The 17,005-nt window shown below is 56.4% G+C and carries 25 protein-coding genes; 1 reads left to right on the forward strand and 24 read right to left on the reverse strand.

Translation table 11 applies throughout. The features are described from left to right. Positions 1-117: 117 nt before the first annotated feature. Positions 118-633, reverse strand: a complete 516-nt coding sequence (locus PSH76_RS27115; RefSeq protein WP_003194626.1) for a single-stranded DNA-binding protein — start codon at positions 631-633, stop codon at positions 118-120. Between the two features lie 9 nt (positions 634-642). After that, entirely contained in the window at positions 643-2,037 is a 1,395-nt protein-coding gene (locus PSH76_RS27120) for an MFS transporter (RefSeq protein ID WP_034133877.1), read from the reverse strand. A gap of 178 nt (positions 2,038-2,215) precedes the next feature. Here PSH76_RS27120 and uvrA point away from each other — a divergent pair, with 178 nt between their 5' ends. After that, the gene (gene uvrA, locus PSH76_RS27125) at positions 2,216-5,050 is read left to right on the forward strand and encodes an excinuclease ABC subunit UvrA (protein WP_138761826.1); all 2,835 of its coding nucleotides are present in this window, start codon (positions 2,216-2,218) and stop codon (positions 5,048-5,050) included. 67 nt (positions 5,051-5,117) lie between these two features. Here uvrA and bfr read toward each other — a convergent pair whose 3' ends face one another. From bfr to rplP, 22 genes are all read right to left on the reverse strand, one after another. Beyond that, a complete protein-coding gene (gene bfr, locus PSH76_RS27130) occupies positions 5,118-5,582 on the reverse strand; it encodes a bacterioferritin (RefSeq protein WP_003176400.1) in 465 nt (154 codons plus the stop codon). Positions 5,583-5,737: 155 nt separating this feature from the next. Continuing rightward, positions 5,738-7,186, reverse strand: a complete 1,449-nt coding sequence (locus tag PSH76_RS27135) for a catalase (protein WP_047711897.1) — start codon at positions 7,184-7,186, stop codon at positions 5,738-5,740. Positions 7,187-7,423: 237 nt separating this feature from the next. Beyond that, positions 7,424-7,810, reverse strand: coding sequence for a 50S ribosomal protein L17 (rplQ, locus tag PSH76_RS27140; RefSeq protein ID WP_003176402.1), 387 nt, complete (start codon positions 7,808-7,810; stop codon positions 7,424-7,426). A 41-nt stretch (positions 7,811-7,851) separates the two neighbouring features. After that, the gene (gene rpoA / locus PSH76_RS27145) at positions 7,852-8,853 is read right to left on the reverse strand and encodes a DNA-directed RNA polymerase subunit alpha (RefSeq protein WP_003176403.1); all 1,002 of its coding nucleotides are present in this window, start codon (positions 8,851-8,853) and stop codon (positions 7,852-7,854) included. Positions 8,854-8,875: 22 nt separating this feature from the next. After that, entirely contained in the window at positions 8,876-9,496 is a 621-nt protein-coding gene (rpsD, locus tag PSH76_RS27150) for a 30S ribosomal protein S4 (RefSeq protein ID WP_003176404.1), read from the reverse strand. Positions 9,497-9,514: 18 nt separating this feature from the next. Continuing rightward, the gene (gene rpsK / locus PSH76_RS27155; protein ID WP_002555466.1) at positions 9,515-9,904 is read right to left on the reverse strand and encodes a 30S ribosomal protein S11; all 390 of its coding nucleotides are present in this window, start codon (positions 9,902-9,904) and stop codon (positions 9,515-9,517) included. Positions 9,905-9,934: 30 nt separating this feature from the next. Beyond that, a complete protein-coding gene (rpsM, locus tag PSH76_RS27160; RefSeq protein ID WP_003194635.1) occupies positions 9,935-10,291 on the reverse strand; it encodes a 30S ribosomal protein S13 in 357 nt (118 codons plus the stop codon). A gap of 129 nt (positions 10,292-10,420) precedes the next feature. Next, complete coding sequence (gene rpmJ / locus PSH76_RS27165; RefSeq protein ID WP_002555468.1) at positions 10,421-10,537, reverse strand: 50S ribosomal protein L36; 117 nt, start codon at positions 10,535-10,537, stop codon at positions 10,421-10,423. A gap of 28 nt (positions 10,538-10,565) precedes the next feature. Further along, positions 10,566-11,894, reverse strand: a complete 1,329-nt coding sequence (secY, locus tag PSH76_RS27170; RefSeq protein WP_003194637.1) for a preprotein translocase subunit SecY — start codon at positions 11,892-11,894, stop codon at positions 10,566-10,568. Then, on the reverse strand, positions 11,895-12,332 hold the full coding sequence (rplO, locus tag PSH76_RS27175) for a 50S ribosomal protein L15 (RefSeq protein WP_003176407.1): 438 nt from the start codon (positions 12,330-12,332) through the stop codon (positions 11,895-11,897). A 3-nt stretch (positions 12,333-12,335) separates the two neighbouring features. After that, positions 12,336-12,512: a 50S ribosomal protein L30 gene (gene rpmD / locus PSH76_RS27180; protein WP_003176408.1), complete on the reverse strand. Its 177-nt coding sequence runs from the start codon at positions 12,510-12,512 to the stop codon at positions 12,336-12,338. Between the two features lie 2 nt (positions 12,513-12,514). After that, on the reverse strand, positions 12,515-13,015 hold the full coding sequence (rpsE, locus tag PSH76_RS27185; protein WP_003176409.1) for a 30S ribosomal protein S5: 501 nt from the start codon (positions 13,013-13,015) through the stop codon (positions 12,515-12,517). 3 nt (positions 13,016-13,018) lie between these two features. Next, positions 13,019-13,369 (reverse strand): 50S ribosomal protein L18, encoded by a 351-nt coding sequence (rplR, locus tag PSH76_RS27190; RefSeq protein WP_003186037.1) that lies wholly within the window; start codon positions 13,367-13,369, stop codon positions 13,019-13,021. A gap of 10 nt (positions 13,370-13,379) precedes the next feature. Continuing rightward, positions 13,380-13,913 (reverse strand): 50S ribosomal protein L6, encoded by a 534-nt coding sequence (gene rplF, locus PSH76_RS27195; protein ID WP_003194640.1) that lies wholly within the window; start codon positions 13,911-13,913, stop codon positions 13,380-13,382. 12 nt (positions 13,914-13,925) lie between these two features. Further along, entirely contained in the window at positions 13,926-14,318 is a 393-nt protein-coding gene (rpsH, locus tag PSH76_RS27200) for a 30S ribosomal protein S8 (RefSeq protein ID WP_003176413.1), read from the reverse strand. Between the two features lie 208 nt (positions 14,319-14,526). Then, positions 14,527-14,832 (reverse strand): 30S ribosomal protein S14, encoded by a 306-nt coding sequence (gene rpsN, locus PSH76_RS27205; RefSeq protein WP_003176414.1) that lies wholly within the window; start codon positions 14,830-14,832, stop codon positions 14,527-14,529. A gap of 13 nt (positions 14,833-14,845) precedes the next feature. After that, positions 14,846-15,385 (reverse strand): 50S ribosomal protein L5, encoded by a 540-nt coding sequence (gene rplE / locus PSH76_RS27210; protein ID WP_003194642.1) that lies wholly within the window; start codon positions 15,383-15,385, stop codon positions 14,846-14,848. A gap of 22 nt (positions 15,386-15,407) precedes the next feature. Further along, complete coding sequence (rplX, locus tag PSH76_RS27215) at positions 15,408-15,722, reverse strand: 50S ribosomal protein L24 (RefSeq protein ID WP_003176416.1); 315 nt, start codon at positions 15,720-15,722, stop codon at positions 15,408-15,410. A gap of 11 nt (positions 15,723-15,733) precedes the next feature. Beyond that, positions 15,734-16,102, reverse strand: coding sequence for a 50S ribosomal protein L14 (gene rplN, locus PSH76_RS27220; RefSeq protein ID WP_002555479.1), 369 nt, complete (start codon positions 16,100-16,102; stop codon positions 15,734-15,736). A 23-nt stretch (positions 16,103-16,125) separates the two neighbouring features. Then, a complete protein-coding gene (gene rpsQ / locus PSH76_RS27225; RefSeq protein WP_003194644.1) occupies positions 16,126-16,392 on the reverse strand; it encodes a 30S ribosomal protein S17 in 267 nt (88 codons plus the stop codon). Between the two features lie 2 nt (positions 16,393-16,394). Beyond that, complete coding sequence (gene rpmC, locus PSH76_RS27230) at positions 16,395-16,586, reverse strand: 50S ribosomal protein L29 (protein ID WP_002555481.1); 192 nt, start codon at positions 16,584-16,586, stop codon at positions 16,395-16,397. Further along, complete coding sequence (gene rplP, locus PSH76_RS27235) at positions 16,586-16,999, reverse strand: 50S ribosomal protein L16 (protein WP_003176421.1); 414 nt, start codon at positions 16,997-16,999, stop codon at positions 16,586-16,588. The genes rpmC and rplP overlap by 1 nt, the downstream gene beginning before the upstream one ends. Positions 17,000-17,005 lie beyond the last annotated feature (6 nt).

Here is a 17,005-nt window from a genome sequence, read left to right on the forward strand (position 1 = left end):
GTTGGTGTGCTGTCTGCACAACGGCATCCCGCACGCCGACACCTGGGCATCGCCCATAAAAAACCCCCGATGCTTTCGCTATCGGGGGTTTTGTTTGTTCAGGGTCGGTCTTGGACCTTAGAACGGGATATCGTCATCAAAGCTGTCGAAATCCGGAGCCGGTTGCGGAGCAGCCTGTTGTGGCGCTGGGCGCGACTCACGCTGTGGCTGTTGGCTTGGCTGCGGACGCGACTGCTGTGGGCGCGGTGCCGAGTTGGACATGCCGCCCTGGCCCTGTTGGTCGCCCTGTGGACGGCCGCCCAGCAGTTGCATGGTGCCTTGCATGTCGACCACGATTTCGGTGGTGTAACGCTTGATGCCGTCTTTTTCCCACTCGCGGGTTTGCAGTTTGCCTTCGATGTACACCTGCGAACCTTTGCGCAGGTATTCACCGGCGATCTCCGCGACCTTGCCGAACAACGACACGCGGTGCCACTCGGTTTTCTCTTTGCGCTCGTTGGTCTGCTTATCGGTCCATTGCTCGCTGGTCGCCAGACTCAGGTTGGTCACGGCATTACCGTTAGGCAAGTAGCGAACTTCGGGATCCTGGCCGCAAGTACCGACCAATATGACTTTGTTAACCCCACGGGCCATAACGTTCTCCTAGGCTGGGCGCGCTGTCGGCACTGGGTTGACCAGTTGCTCGAGCGTCGCGCGATCCAATAATTCGGTGTCCAATTTGATGTAAATGGCCGCCTCTTCAGCGACCACCACTGCATCCGTTACCCCTACGACGGCCTTCAGGCGCTCGACCAGGCCGGCTTCGCGGATCGCCTCGGGCGATAGCGGCAAACGCAGGCTGGTGACGTAGGGAGGTTCGCGCATGGTAACAGCAAAGACCAGCCAAAGTGCAGCCAGCGCGGCGCATCCGAGGAACACAACCGACAAACCGCCATGCTGGAACATCCAGCCGCCCATGATGCCGCCCAACGCGGAGCCCAGGAACTGGCTGGTGGAATACACTCCCATGGCCGTGCCCTTACCGCCCGCCGGTGAAACTTTACTGATCAGTGACGGCAACGACGCTTCGAGCAGGTTGAACGCGGTGAAAAACACCACCGTACCGATCACCAGCGCGCGCAGGCTGTCGCCGAACTGCCAGAAGAATAGTTCAGTGAGCATCAATGTCGCGACGGCGCCGAGTAAAACTCGTTTCATTTTGCGTTTCTTCTCGCCATAGATGATGAACGGGATCATGGCGAAGAACGAAATCAACAACGCAGTGAGGTAGACCCACCAGTGCTGCTCCTTGGGCAGCCCGGCTTTTTCCACCAGGGCCAGGGGCAAGGCGACGAAGCTGCACATCAGCATGGCGTGTAATACGAAGATACCTAAATCCAGGCGCAGCAGGTCCGGGTGCTTGAGCGTCGGCAGCAACGCCTTGCGTGCAACGCCCGATTCACGGTGCGCCAGGGTGCCGGTGGAGCGCGGCACCATAAAGGCCACGATCAGGATGCCGAACAACGCCATGCCGCCCGTGGCCAGGAACAGCCCATGCAAGCCGAACGCGCGCGTGAGCAAGGGGCCGACCACCATGGCCACGGCAAACGACAGGCCGATGGTCATGCCGATCATCGCCATGGCCTTGGTGCGGTGTTGTTCGCGGGTCAGGTCCGAGAGCAGCGCCATCACGGCGGCGGAAATCGCACCGGCGCCCTGCAGGATGCGGCCGGCGATCACGCCCCAGATCGAATCGGACTGGGCCGCTAGCACACTGCCAAGGGCGAATACGATCAGCCCGAGATAGATCACCGGGCGACGGCCAATGCGGTCGGAAATGATCCCGAACGGAATCTGGAAAATTGCCTGGGTCAGGCCATAGGCGCCAATCGCCAGGCCGATCAAGGCGGGGGTCGCACCTGCGAGATCCATCCCATAGGTGGCCAGCACCGGCAACACCATAAACATGCCCAGCATACGGAAGGCGAACACCAGGGCCAGCCCGCTTGCCGCTCGGGTCTCGCCGCTACTCATGCGTTCGCTGTGGGGATCGTGCATGGAAAAACCTCGTGTGAACCGGCGGCGATTCTACCAGTCCCATCGATTGAGAGGGTATATGCGGCGCTTTGCCGCGCAGCTTTCATGTAAGGCTGCAAGCGGCGTTTTGACAGTGTATATTCATCCAGTCTTTAGCCGTATACTCCGGCATCATTTACGCCCGCCGTGCGAGGCCATCTTGGACAAGATCCTGATTCGTGGGGCTAGAACCCACAACCTGAAGAACATCGACCTGACCCTGCCCCGGGACAAACTGATCGTCATCACCGGCTTGTCCGGCTCCGGCAAATCGTCCCTGGCGTTCGACACGCTGTATGCCGAAGGTCAGCGTCGCTATGTGGAATCGCTGTCGGCCTACGCCCGGCAGTTCCTGTCGATGATGGAAAAGCCCGATGTCGACACCATTGAAGGCCTGTCGCCGGCTATTTCCATCGAGCAGAAGTCCACGTCTCACAACCCGCGCTCTACCGTGGGTACCATTACCGAGATCTACGACTACCTGCGCCTGCTGTACGCACGCGTGGGTATCCCCCGTTGCCCGGACCACGATATCCCCCTGGAAGCCCAGACCGTCAGCCAGATGGTCGACCTGGTGCTGACCCAGCCCGAAGGCGCCAAGCTGATGCTGCTGGCGCCAGTGATTCGCGAGCGCAAGGGCGAACACCTTTCGGTCTTCGAAGAGCTGCGAGCCCAGGGGTTCGTGCGGGCGCGCATCAACGGCAAGCTCTATGAGCTGGACGAAGCGCCGAAGCTGGACAAGCAGAAAAAGCACTCCATTGATGTGGTGGTCGACCGTTTCAAGGTGCGCGCCGACCTGCAGCAGCGTTTGGCGGAATCGTTCGAAACCGCGCTGAAGCTGGCCGATGGCATTGCCCTGGTAGCGCCGATGGATGACGAGCCCGGCGAAGAGATCATCTTCTCCGCGCGTTTCGCCTGCCCTATCTGTGGCCATGCCATCAGTGAGCTGGAACCCAAGCTGTTTTCCTTCAACAACCCGGCCGGCGCCTGCCCGACTTGCGACGGCCTGGGTGTGAAGCAGTTTTTCGATATCAAGCGCCTGGTCAATGGCGAACTGACCTTGGCCGAGGGTGCGATACGCGGCTGGGACAGGCGTAACGTCTACTACTTCCAGATGCTCGGGTCGTTGGCGTCCCACTACAAGTTCAGCCTGGAAGTGCCATTCAACCAACTGCCGGCAGACCAGCAGAAGGTCATTCTCAATGGCAGCGGTTCACAGAATGTCGACTTCAAATACCTGAACGACCGCGGTGATATCGTCAAGCGCTCGCACCCGTTCGAAGGCATCGTGCCGAACCTGGAACGCCGTTACCGCGAAACCGAATCGGCGAGCGTGCGCGAGGAGTTGGCGAAATTCCTCAGCACACAGCCATGCCCGGATTGCCGTGGCACGCGTCTGCGCCGTGAAGCCCGACATGTATGGGTGGGCGAGAAGACCCTGCCGGCAGTGACCAACCTGCCGATCGGCGATGCCTGTGAATACTTTGGCGTGCTGAAGCTGACCGGTCGTCGCGGGGAAATTGCTGACAAGATCCTCAAGGAGATTCGCGAGCGATTGCAGTTCCTGGTTAACGTGGGCCTGGACTATCTGTCGCTGGACCGCAGCGCCGACACTTTGTCTGGCGGTGAGGCACAGCGTATTCGCCTGGCCAGCCAGATTGGCGCCGGCCTTGTGGGCGTGCTGTATATCCTCGACGAGCCGTCGATTGGCTTGCACCAACGGGACAATGACCGCCTGCTGGGCACGCTGAAACACCTGCGCGATATTGGTAATACCGTGATCGTGGTCGAGCATGATGAAGACGCTATCCGCCTGGCGGACTACGTGGTCGATATCGGCCCCGGCGCCGGCGTGCATGGTGGCCATATCGTTGCTGAAGGCACGCCTGCCGAGGTGATGGCACATCCTGACTCACTGACCGGCAAATACTTGTCCGGCCGTGTGAAGATTGAAGTGCCCGCCAAGCGCACACCGCGTAACAAGAAGATGGCGCTGCATCTCAAGGGCGCGCGCGGCAACAACCTGCGCAATGTCGACCTGGAGATTCCGCTGGGCCTGTTGACCTGCGTGACCGGTGTTTCCGGTTCGGGCAAGTCGACGCTGATCAACAACACCCTGTTCCCCCTGAGTGCTACCGCCCTGAACGGCGCGACCACCCTGGAAGCAGCGGCCCACGACAGCATCAAGGGCCTGGAGCATCTGGACAAGGTGGTCGACATCGACCAGAGCCCGATTGGACGTACGCCGCGTTCAAACCCAGCCACCTACACCGGGCTGTTTACGCCTATCCGCGAGTTGTTCGCTGGCGTGCCAGAGTCGCGCTCACGGGGTTATGGGCCGGGTCGGTTCTCGTTCAACGTCAAGGGTGGCCGCTGTGAAGCGTGCCAGGGCGATGGCCTGATCAAGGTGGAGATGCACTTCCTGCCGGACATCTACGTGCCGTGCGATGTGTGCAAGAGCAAGCGCTACAACCGCGAGACCCTGGAGATCAAGTACAAGGGCAAGAGCATCCACGAGACCCTGGAAATGACCATCGAGGAAGCTCGCGAGTTCTTCGACGCGGTGCCGGCGTTGGCGCGCAAGCTGCAGACGCTGATGGATGTGGGCCTGTCGTATATCAAGCTGGGGCAATCGGCGACTACGCTGTCGGGTGGCGAGGCGCAGCGGGTCAAGCTGTCTCGCGAGCTGTCCAAGCGTGATACCGGCAAAACCTTGTACATCCTCGACGAGCCGACCACTGGCCTGCACTTCGCGGATATTCAGCAGTTGCTGGACGTACTGCACCGCCTGCGAGACCACGGCAATACCGTGGTGGTGATCGAGCACAACCTTGATGTGATCAAGACGGCCGACTGGCTGGTAGACCTGGGGCCAGAAGGCGGTTCGAAGGGTGGCCAGATCATCGCAGTGGGCACGCCGGAGCAGGTTTCCGAAATGCCGCAGTCGCACACCGGTTACTACTTGAAACCGTTGCTGGAACGCGACCGGGCCTGATCTTTTCATAGCCCAATAAAAAGCCCCTGTCACTTTGCGGTGACAGAGGCTTTTTTGTAACCGGGAATCAGAACTGCGATTGCAGGTAATTCTCCAGGCCGATCAACTTGATCAGGCCTAACTGCTTTTCCAGCCAGTAGGTGTGATCTTCTTCGGTGTCATTCAACTGCACCCGCAATATTTCCCGGGTGACATAGTCGTTATGCTGCTCGCAAAGCTCGATGCCCTTGCAGAGTGCGGCACGGACCTTGTACTCAAGGCGTAGGTCGGCAGCGAGCATGTCAGGCACTGTGGTACCCACATCCAGATCATCTGGACGCATACGCGGCGTGCCTTCGAGCATCAGAATGCGGCGCATCAGGGCGTCAGCGTGCTGTGCCTCTTCTTCCATTTCGTGGTTGATACGCTCGTAGAGCTCGGTAAAGCCCCAGTCTTCGTACATACGCGAATGGATGAAATATTGGTCACGAGCTGCCAGTTCGCCCGTCAGCAACGTGTTGAGGTAATCGATTACGTCGGGGTGACCTTGCATCGCCCTACATCTCCCTGCTTGAAAGACTGTAGTTTGAACCATGCTGACTTGAAGGTCACGGGACAAACGGCAGAAAAGTGAAGATTTTCAGGGAAAAGTAGCTGAAATAACGCAAAAACCGCCCAAATGAGGGCGGTTCTGCTTATCGTTTAGAGTCAGTTAAGCGATACACCCAGTGCCTTTGCGATTGCTTCTCCATAAGCCGGATCAGCCTTATAGAAGTGCTGCAGTTGACGCTGGACCACGTCGCTGGAAACGCCACCCATAGCACCGGCGATGTTATTGGTGAGCAGGGCTTTCTGCTCATCATTCATCAGACGGAACAGCGCACCGGCGTGGCTGTAGTAGTCCGTATCTTCGCGATGATCGTAGCGATCAGCGGCGCCGCTCAGGGCCAGTGCTGGCTCTGCATACTGCGGGGCTTGTTTCGGTGCGTCGGCATAGCTGTTTGGCTCGTAGTTCGGAGCCGCACCGCCGTTGCTGCCGAAAGCCATGGAACCGTCACGCTGGTAGCTGTTAACCGGGCTACGTGGCGCGTTCACCGGCAGTTGCTGGTGGTTGGTGCCCACACGGTAGCGGTGCGCATCGGCGTAGGCGAAAACCCGACCTTGCAGCATACGGTCTGGCGACAGGCCAACGCCTGGGACCATGTTGCTTGGGCCAAATGCGGCCTGCTCGACTTCGGCGAAGTAGTTCTGCGGATTACGATTGAGCTCCAACTCACCCACTTCAATCAAGGGGAACTCTTTTTGCGACCAGGTCTTGGTCACGTCAAACGGGTTCTCGTAATGGGCGTTCGCCTGCGCCTCGGTCATGATCTGGATGCACACGCGCCACTTGGGGAAGTCACCGCGCTCGATTGCACCAAACAGATCACGCTGGGCGTAGTCAGGGTCGGTACCCGCCAAACGGGCAGCCTCGGCCGGCGCCAGGTTCTTGATGCCTTGCTTGGTCTTGTAGTGCCACTTCACCCAATGACGCTCGCCCTGGGCGTTGATCAGGCTGTAAGTGTGGCTGCCGAAACCGTGCATGTGACGGTAGCCGTCCGGAATGCCACGGTCCGAAAACAGAATGGTGACCTGATGCAACGCCTCTGGGGAGTGCGACCAGAAATCCCACATCATCTGCGCGCTTTTCAGGTTGCTTTGCGGCAGACGCTTCTGGGTGTGGATAAAGTCCGGGAATTTCAGCGGGTCACGGATAAAGAACACCGGGGTGTTGTTACCGACGATGTCCCAGTTGCCTTCTTCGGTGTAGAACTTCAAGGCGAAGCCACGTGGGTCGCGCTCAGTATCAGCCGAACCACGCTCACCGCCTACGGTGGAGAAACGCAGGAACGTAGGCGTCTGCTTGCCAACGGACTCGAACAACTTGGCGCTGGTGTACTGGGTAATGTCTTTTGTCACGGTAAAGGTACCGAAGGCACCTGAACCTTTGGCGTGCACGCGACGCTCAGGGATATTTTCACGGTTGAAGTGAGCGAGCTTCTCGATCAGGTGGAAATCGTCGAGCAGCAAGGGGCCACGTGGGCCGGCGGAACGTGAGTTCTGATTGTCCGCAACGGGCGCGCCGCTGGCGGTGGTAAGGACTTTATTCTGGCTCATGCGCATCTTCCTCAGGTCGGGCTTGGAACTGCCGGCTAATCGGCTTGGAGGGAGTATTGACCATCCACATGACACCTACAAATTCATTAAATTGTAGGCATCAATAGAAAATAACTACCAACATACCCAACGCTCATAGTGAAGCGTGTCGCTTGAGGATTCTTGTACGCAGCGCGCTTTTGTTACGCGCACAAAAAACCGGGCACTAGGCCCGGTTTTTCGTTGTAGCTTGTCGTCTTACTCGGCGCTTACAGCTTCGCCGGCAGTAGCACGATCAACCAACTCGACGTACGCCATAGGCGCGTTGTCGCCAGCGCGGAAACCGCACTTGAGGATGCGCAGGTAGCCACCCTCACGGGTAGCGTAACGCTTGCCCAGGTCGTTGAAGAGCTTACCAACGATAGCTTTCGAACGAGTACGGTCGAAAGCCAGACGGCGGTTAGCCAGGCTGTCTGTCTTGGCCAAAGTGATCAGCGGCTCAGCAACGCGACGCAGTTCTTTAGCTTTCGGCAGTGTAGTTTTGATCAGCTCGTGCTCGAACAGCGACACCGCCATGTTTTGGAACATGGCCTTGCGGTGCGAGCTGGTACGGCTCAGGTGACGACCACTTTTACGATGACGCATGGTTCATTCCTTACCAAACTCACGTTCGGTGATTACGACGATCAGGCAGTCGCCTTGTCGTCCTTCTTAAGACTTGCAGGCGGCCAGTTGTCGAGGCGCATGCCGAGGGACAGACCGCGGGAGGCCAAAACGTCCTTGATTTCAGTCAAGGATTTCTTGCCCAGGTTCGGAGTCTTCAACAGTTCTACTTCGGTGCGCTGGATCAGGTCACCGATGTAGTAAATGTTTTCCGCCTTAAGGCAGTTAGCCGAACGTACAGTCAGTTCCAGATCGTCAACCGGGCGAAGCAGGATCGGATCGATCTCGTCTTCCTGCTCGATTACCACTGGTTCGCTGTCACCTTTGAGGTCGACGAACGCAGCCAACTGCTGTTGCAGAATGGTTGCAGCGCGGCGGATAGCCTCTTCAGGATCCAGGGTACCGTTGGTTTCCAGATCAATAACCAGCTTGTCCAGGTTAGTACGCTGTTCGACACGGGCGTTTTCCACCACGTATGCGATACGGCGAACCGGGCTGAACGAAGAGTCAAGCTGCAAGCGACCAATGCTGCGGCTTTCGTCTTCATCGCTCTGACGCGAGTCGGCCGGTTCATAACCACGACCACGAGCTACAGTGAGCTTCATGTTCAGGGCGCCGTTAGACGCCAGGTTAGCGATTACGTGATCGGGGTTAACGATCTCGACATCATGATCCAGCTGAATATCGGCAGCGGTAACCACCCCCGAACCCTTCTTCGACAAGGTCAGCGTAACTTCGTCACGGCCGTGCAGCTTGATAGCCAGACCTTTAAGGTTCAACAGGATTTCAATTACGTCTTCCTGTACACCTTCGATGGCGCTGTACTCGTGGAGCACACCGTCAATCTCGGCCTCGACTACTGCACAGCCGGGCATTGAGGACAACAGGATGCGGCGCAGCGCGTTGCCCAGGGTGTGGCCAAAACCACGCTCGAGAGGCTCGAGAGTAATTTTGGCGCGGGTTGGACTGACAACCTGCACATCAATGTGGCGGGGTGTCAGGAACTCATTTACCGAAATCTGCATGGATGCACCTATTTTCTAGCCCTTACTTGGAGTAGAGCTCGACAATCAGGCTTTCGTTGATGTCGGCGGACAGATCACTGCGAGCAGGAACGTTCTTGAAAACGCCCGACTTCTTCTCAGTGTCTACTTCTACCCATTCTACGCGGCCACGTTGGGCACACAGATCGAGAGCTTGGACAATGCGAAGTTGGTTTTTTGCTTTCTCGCGAACTGCGACCACGTCACCAGCACGAACCTGGTAGGACGGAACGTTTACGGTCTGACCGTTAACGCTGATCGACTTGTGCGATACCAGCTGACGGGATTCGGCACGAGTCGAACCAAAGCCCATACGGTATACAACGTTGTCCAGACGGCATTCGAGCAGTTGCAGCAGGTTTTCACCGGTTGCACCTTTCTTGCCAGCAGCTTCTTTGTAGTAGCCGCTGAACTGACGCTCGAGAACGCCGTAGATACGACGGACCTTCTGCTTTTCACGCAGTTGGGTGCCGTAGTCGGACTGGCGACCGCGGCGTTGGCCGTGGATACCAGGTGCTGCTTCAATGTTGCACTTCGATTCGATCGCGCGCACGCCGCTCTTCAGGAAGAGATCGGTGCCTTCGCGACGAGCGAGTTTGCATTTTGGACCAATGTAACGAGCCATTCTTTACAATCTCCTGGATTACACGCGGCGCTTCTTCGGCGGACGGCACCCGTTGTGCGGGATTGGCGTCACGTCGGTGATGCTGGCGATCTTATAGCCACAGCCGTTCAAAGCACGGACAGCAGACTCACGACCTGGACCTGGACCTTTGACGTTAACGTCGAGGTTTTTCAGGCCATATTCCAGCGCAGCTTGACCAGCACGTTCAGCAGCTACTTGAGCAGCAAACGGGGTGGACTTGCGGGAACCGCGGAAACCCGAACCACCGGAGGTAGCCCAAGAAAGCGCGTTACCTTGACGGTCGGTGATGGTCACGATGGTGTTGTTAAAAGATGCATGGATGTGGGCGATGCCATCAACCACTGTCTTTTTAACTTTTTTACGAGGACGAGCAGCAGGTTTTGCCATGATAATTTTCCTGTCGATTCGCTGGGGCGATTACTTGCGGATCGGCTTACGCGGACCTTTACGGGTACGCGCGTTAGTCTTGGTACGCTGACCGCGTACTGGAAGACCACGACGATGACGCAGACCGCGATAGCAACCGAGGTCCATCAAACGCTTGATTTTCATGTTGATTTCGCGACGCAGGTCACCTTCAGTGGTGAACTTCGCCACTTCGCCACGCAGCTGTTCAATCTGCTCGTCGCTCAGATCCTTGATCTTAGCGGCTGGGTTTACCCCAGCAACTGCGCAAATTTTCTGCGCAGTAGTGCGACCAACACCATAGATGTAGGTCAGCGAGATAACAGTGTGCTTGTTATCTGGAATGTTAACGCCTGCAATACGGGCCATTCAGTGGGACTCCAATTGACAGCTACCTACGCCCCGGAAGCCAAGAAATAGGGCGCGAGATAATATCGCTGTAATAACAAATAATCAACCCGGCAGCGCACTAGCTGCCGGGCTTCAAGCGGATCACACTCAGCCTTGGCGCTGTTTGTGACGCGGTTCCGCGCTGCAAATTACTCGAACAACACCTTCGCGGCGAATAATCTTGCAGTTACGGCACAGCTTTTTCACCGATGCACGAACTTTCATCACCAACTCCTCGAACCTTATGGGGTACTCAGCGCAACATGCCGCTGCCGTAGCCCTTCAGGTTGGCTTTCTTCATCAGGGATTCGTACTGGTGCGAAACGAGGTGCGATTGTACTTGGGACATGAAGTCCATCACAACCACGACCACGATCAGCAACGAGGTCCCGCCAAGGTAGAACGGAACGTTTGCTGCAACCACCAGGAACTGGGGCAACAGGCACACGGCCGTCATATATAGAGCACCGAACAGGGTCAAACGAGTCAGAACGCCATCAATGTAGCGTGCCGACTGCTCACCTGGACGGATGCCCGGAATAAAGGCACCGGACTTCTTCAGGTTTTCCGCTACGTCTTTCGGATTGAACATCAACGCCGTATAGAAGAAGCAGAAGAAAATAATCCCTGCACTAAACAGCAGAATATTCAACGGCTGACCAGGAGCGATCGACTGAGAGAGGTCCTGCAGCCAGCCCATATTTTCAGACTGACCAAACCAGGTACCCAACGAAGCCGGAAACAGCAAGATGCTGCTCGCGAAAATTGCCGGAATAACACCGGCCATATTCACTTTCAGCGGCAAGTGGCTGGTCTGCGCAGCAAAGACCTTACGGCCCTGCTGACGCTTGGCGTAGTGAACAGCAATACGACGCTGGCCACGCTCAATGAACACCACAAAACCGATAATCGCTACTGCCAGCAAACCGATGGCAACCAAGGCGAAGATATTGATATCACCCTGACGCGCAGACTCGAAAGACTGCCCGATTGCTCTCGGAAGACCGGCGACGATACCTGCGAAAATCAACATCGAGATACCGTTGCCAACACCACGCTCAGTAATCTGCTCACCCAGCCACATCATGAACATCGCACCAGCCACAAACGTGGATACTGCGACGAAATGGAAGCCAAAGTCACCAGTGAACGCAACGCCCTGCCCGGCCAGGCCAACGGACATGCCGATAGCTTGAACCAGGGCGAGGACGACAGTGCCGTAGCGGGTGTACTGGCTAATCTTGCGACGGCCAGCTTCACCTTCCTTCTTCAACTGCTCCAGCTGCGGGCTGACGGCTGTCATCAGCTGCATGATGATCGATGCCGAGATGTACGGCATGATCCCCAGTGCAAAGATGCTCATCCGCTCCAGCGCGCCGCCGGAAAACATGTTGAACAAGCTAAGAATGGTCCCCTCATTCTGTCGAAACAGGTCTGCGAGTCGGTCCGGGTTGATACCTGGAACCGGGATGTGTGCGCCTATTCGGTAGACGATAATCGCCAGGAACAGAAAACGCAGACGAGCCCAAAGTTCAGACATACCGCCTTTGCCGAGCGCTGAGAGAGCACCTTGCTTAGCCATTTATTCCTCGAACTTGCCGCCAGCTGCTTCGATAGCCGAACGCGCACCTTTGGTGGCGCCGATTCCCTTGCCGATAGTGACAGCGCGAGTCACTTCACCGGACAGCATGATTTTCACACGCTGTACGTTGACGTTGATCACGTTGGCATCTTTCAGGGTCTGCACAGTAACGATGTCGCCTTCCACTTTAGCCAGCTCGGACAGACGCACTTCTGCGCGGTCCATGGCCTTCAGGGATACGAAACCGAACTTAGGCAGGCGACGATGCAGCGGCTGTTGACCGCCTTCAAAGCCTGGAGCAATGGTGCCACCGGAGCGGGAGGTTTGACCCTTGTGGCCACGGCCACCGGTCTTACCCAAACCACTACCGATACCACGGCCCGGACGATGCTTTTCGCGACGGGAACCCGGCGCTGGACTCAGATCATTGAGTTTCATCGATTAACCCTCTACACGCAGCATGTAGTAAGCCTTGTTGATCATCCCGCGATTCTCGGGAGTATCCTGGACTTCTACAGTGTGACCGATGCGACGCAGACCCAAACCTTTAACGCACAATTTGTGGTTAGGGATGCGGCCGGTCATGCTTTTGATCAGCGTTACTTTAACGGTAGCCATGATCAGAAGATCTCCTTGACAGTCAGACCACGCTTGGCAGCGATGGACTCAGGAGATTGCATAGCCTTCAGACCCTTGAAAGTGGCGTGAACCACGTTTACCGGGTTAGTCGAGCCGTAGCACTTGGCCAGAACGTTCTGCACGCCAGCAACTTCGAGGACAGCACGCATAGCGCCGCCAGCGATGATACCGGTACCTTCAGAAGCAGGCTGCATGTACACCTTCGAAGCGCCGTGAGCGGACTTCATTGCGTACTGCAGAGTGGTGCCGTTCAGATCAACTTGGATCATGTTGCGACGAGCAGCTTCCATTGCCTTCTGGATCGCAGCAGGCACTTCACGTGACTTGCCACGGCCGAAGCCAACACGCCCTTTACCATCACCCACCACGGTCAACGCGGTGAAAGTGAAGATACGGCCGCCTTTAACGGTTTTGGCTACGCGGTTAACTTGAACCAGCTTCTCAATGTAGCCTTCGTCGCGCTTTTGGTCGTTATTTGACATAACTTAGAACTCCAGCCCAGCTTCACGAGCAGCATCAGCCAGCGCTTTCACGCGACCGTGGTACTTGAAGCCAGAGCGGTCGAAAGCCACTTGCGAGACGCCAGCGGCCTTAGCACGCGTAGCGACCAGCTGGCCAACCTTTGTGGCCGCGTCGATGTTGCCAGTGGCACCATCACGCAGTTCTTTATCCAAAGTCGAGGCGCTTGCCAGGACTTTGTTGCCGTCGGCCGAGATGACCTGGGCGTAGATGTGCTGCGACGAGCGGAACACGCAGAGACGCACGACTTCGAGTTCGTGCATTTTCAGGCGTGCTTTGCGAGCGCGACGCAGTCGAGTAACTTTTTTGTCGGTCATTTGCTATGCCCTACTTCTTCTTGGCTTCTTTACGACGGACGACTTCGTCCGCGTAGCGCACACCTTTGCCTTTGTACGGCTCTGGTGGACGGAAGTCGCGGATCTCAGCGGCCACTTGACCTACCAGCTGCTTATCGATGCCCTTGATCAGGATATCGGTCTGGCTAGGAGTCTCAGCAGTGATGCCCGCTGGCAGTTCGTAATCCACTGGGTGCGAGAAGCCAAGGGCAAGGTTCAAAACCGTGCCTTTTGCTTGCGCTTTGTAACCAACACCGACCAGCTGGAGCTTACGCTCGAAGCCTTGGCTTACGCCTTGGACCATGTTGTTTACCAACGCACGCGTGGTACCGGCCATTGCGCGAGTTTGTTGATCGCCATTGCGAGCAGCGAAACGCAGCTCACCAGCTTCTTCAACGATCTCAACGGACGAATGGATGTTCAGTTCAAGAGTACCCTTGGCACCCTTCACCGAAAGCTGTTGGCCTGCGAATTTGACTTCGACACCGGCTGGCAGCTTAACGGGGTTCTTAGCGACGCGAGACATGCTTATCCCCCCTTAGAACACAGTGCAAAGAACTTCGCCGCCGACACCGGCAGCGCGCGCAGCACGATCCGTCATCACACCTTTGTTGGTGGAGACGATAGACACGCCCAGACCGCCACGAACTTTCGGCAGATCTTCAGCGGACTTGTACTGACGCAGGCCTGGACGGCTAACGCGCTTCACTTCCTCGATGACCGAACGGCCTTCGAAGTACTTCAGCTCGATGGACAGCAGTGGTTTGATTTCGCTGCTGATCTGATAACCCGCAATGTAGCCTTCGTCTTTCAGGACTTTGGCAACAGCTACCTTCAACTTGGAAGATGGCATGCTTACGACGGACTTTTCAGCCATCTGGGCATTACGGATACGAGTTAGCATGTCCGCTAACGGGTCCTGCATACTCATGGGCTAGACGCTCCTAATACAAAAAAATTAGCCTTGCGGCTACATATGTCGCCGAGAATCTCCGAGCACAAAAAACACGGGCTCAGGCGAGCCGCGTATTTTAGACATACTCCAGAAATGAAACAAGCCCCAAAAGGGGCTTGATCCAGATTCAAGGTCACCGGCGGTCAGTATCTTGCGATTCCGACCACCTGGACGTTGAAAGTACTTACCAGCTGGCTTTAACCAGACCTGGTACGTCACCACGCATTGCCGCTTCACGCAGTTTGTTACGGCCGAGGCCGAACTTGCGGTAAACGCCGTGTGGACGACCGGTCAGGCGGCAGCGGTTACGCATGCGCGAAGCGCTTGCGTCACGTGGCTGCTTCTGCAGAGCAACTGTAGCTTCCCAACGCGCTTCTGGACTTGCGTTCAGATCAACGATGATTGCTTTCAGTGCTGCACGCTTCTTGGCGTACTTGGCAACCGTGAGCTGACGCTTCAGCTCGCGGTTTTTCATGCTCATCTTGGCCATGGTCCTACTCCAATCAGTTGCGGAACGGGAATTTGAAAGCACGCAACAGGGCGCGACCTTCATCATCGTTCTTGGCAGTGGTGGTCAGGGTGATGTCCAGACCGCGGAGAGCATCGATCTTGTCGTAGTCGATTTCCGGGAAGATGATCTGCTCTTTCACGCCCATGCTGTAGTTACCACGACCATCGAAGGACTTGGCATTCAGGCCGCGGAAGTCGCGGACCCGAGGCAGGGAGATCGACAGCAGACGATCCAGGAATTCGTACATACGCTCACGGCGCAGAGTCACTTTGACGCCGATCGGCCAACCTTCACGGACTTTAAAGCCAGCGATGGATTTCCGAGCGTAAGTCACAACGACTTTCTGACCGGTGATCTTTTCCAGGTCGGCAACAGCGTGCTCGATGACTTTTTTGTCGCCGATCGCTTCGCCCAGACCCATGTTCAGGGTGATTTTGGTAACGCGCGGAACTTCCATCACGTTCCCGAGCTTAAGTTCTTCCTTAAGCTTAGGGGCGATTTCCTTCCGGTAAATCTCTTGTAGTCGTGCCATGGTCTAATCTACCTAGCAGTGTTCAAGCATCAACCGCTTTTTGGGTCGACTTGAAGACACGAATTTTCTTACCGTCTTCTACTTTGAAACCAACGCGGTCAGCCTTGTTGGTTTCGCCGTTGAAGATGGCGACGTTAGAAGCATCCAGCGGAGCTTCTTTCTCGACGATACCGCCCTGCACGCCCGACATCGGGTTAGGCTTGGTATGACGCTTGACCAGGTTCAGACCACCGATAACCAGACGGTTATTAGCGAGAACCTTAAGCACCTTACCGCGCTTACCTTTGTCTTTGCCGGCGATCACGATGATCTCGTCGTCACGACGAATCTTTTGCATGTCGGATCTCCTTACAGCACTTCTGGGGCGAGCGAGACGATCTTCATGAACTTCTCAGTACGAAGTTCACGGGTCACTGGCCCAAAGATACGGGTGCCGATCGGCTCTTGCTTGTTGTTCAGAAGAACAGCAGCGTTGCCATCAAAGCGGATAATGGAGCCATCAGCACGACGTACGCCGTGACGAGTGCGGACTACAACAGCAGTCATCACCTGGCCTTTTTTCACCTTACCGCGAGGAATTGCTTCCTTCACGGTAACTTTGATGATGTCACCGATACCAGCGTAACGACGATGGGAGCCACCCAGCACCTTGATGCACATAACACGGCGAGCGCCGCTGTTATCGGCCACATCGAGCATGGATTGAGTCTGAATCATATAATTTCTCCGACCCCTAGTCCTTAGACTTCCACAGCGCGTTCGAGAACATCAACCAGTGCCCAAGACTTGGTCTTGGCCATCGGACGAGTTTCACGAATAGTGACTTTGTCGCCGATGTGGCACTGATTGGTTTCGTCGTGCGCGTGCAGCTTAGTCGAACGCTTAACATATTTACCGTAGATCGGGTGCTTAACGCGACGCTCGATCAAAACGGTGATGGTTTTGTCCATCTTGTCGCTGACAACACGGCCAGTCAGCGTACGGACAGTCTTTTCGGCTTCAGCCATGATCACTTACCTGCCTGCTGGTTGAGCACAGTCTTCACGCGAGCGATGTCACGCTTAACTTGCGAGAGCAGATGAGACTGCCCCAACTGGCCAGTTGCTTTCTGCATACGCAGATTGAACTGGTCGCGCAGCAGGCCGAGCAGTTGCTCGTTCAGCTGCTGTGCGGATTTTTCACGAAGTTCATTCGCTTTCATCACATCACCGTCCGTTTAACAAAGGAGGTGGCGAGCGGCAGCTTTGCAGCAGCCAGGGCGAAAGCCTCACGCGCCAGCTCTTCAGAAACACCCTCGATTTCATACAGGACTTTGCCTGGCTGAATCTGGGCTACCCAGTATTCCACGTTACCCTTACCTTTACCCATACGAACCTCGAGAGGTTTTTTGGAGATCGGCTTGTCCGGGAATACACGGATCCAGATCTTGCCGCCACGTTTTACGTGACGGGTCAGAGCACGACGCGCTGACTCGATCTGACGAGCGGTGAGACGACCACGAGCTACAGACTTCAGCGCGAACTCGCCGAAGCTGACTTTGCTACCGCGCTGAGCCAGACCACGGTTGTGGCCTGTCATCTGCTTGCGGAACTTCGTACGCTTAGGTTGCAACATTTGGCG

The sequence above is a fragment of the Pseudomonas sp. FP215 genome, from assembly GCF_030687795.1.
Classification (GTDB): domain Bacteria; phylum Pseudomonadota; class Gammaproteobacteria; order Pseudomonadales; family Pseudomonadaceae; genus Aquipseudomonas; species Aquipseudomonas salmasensis.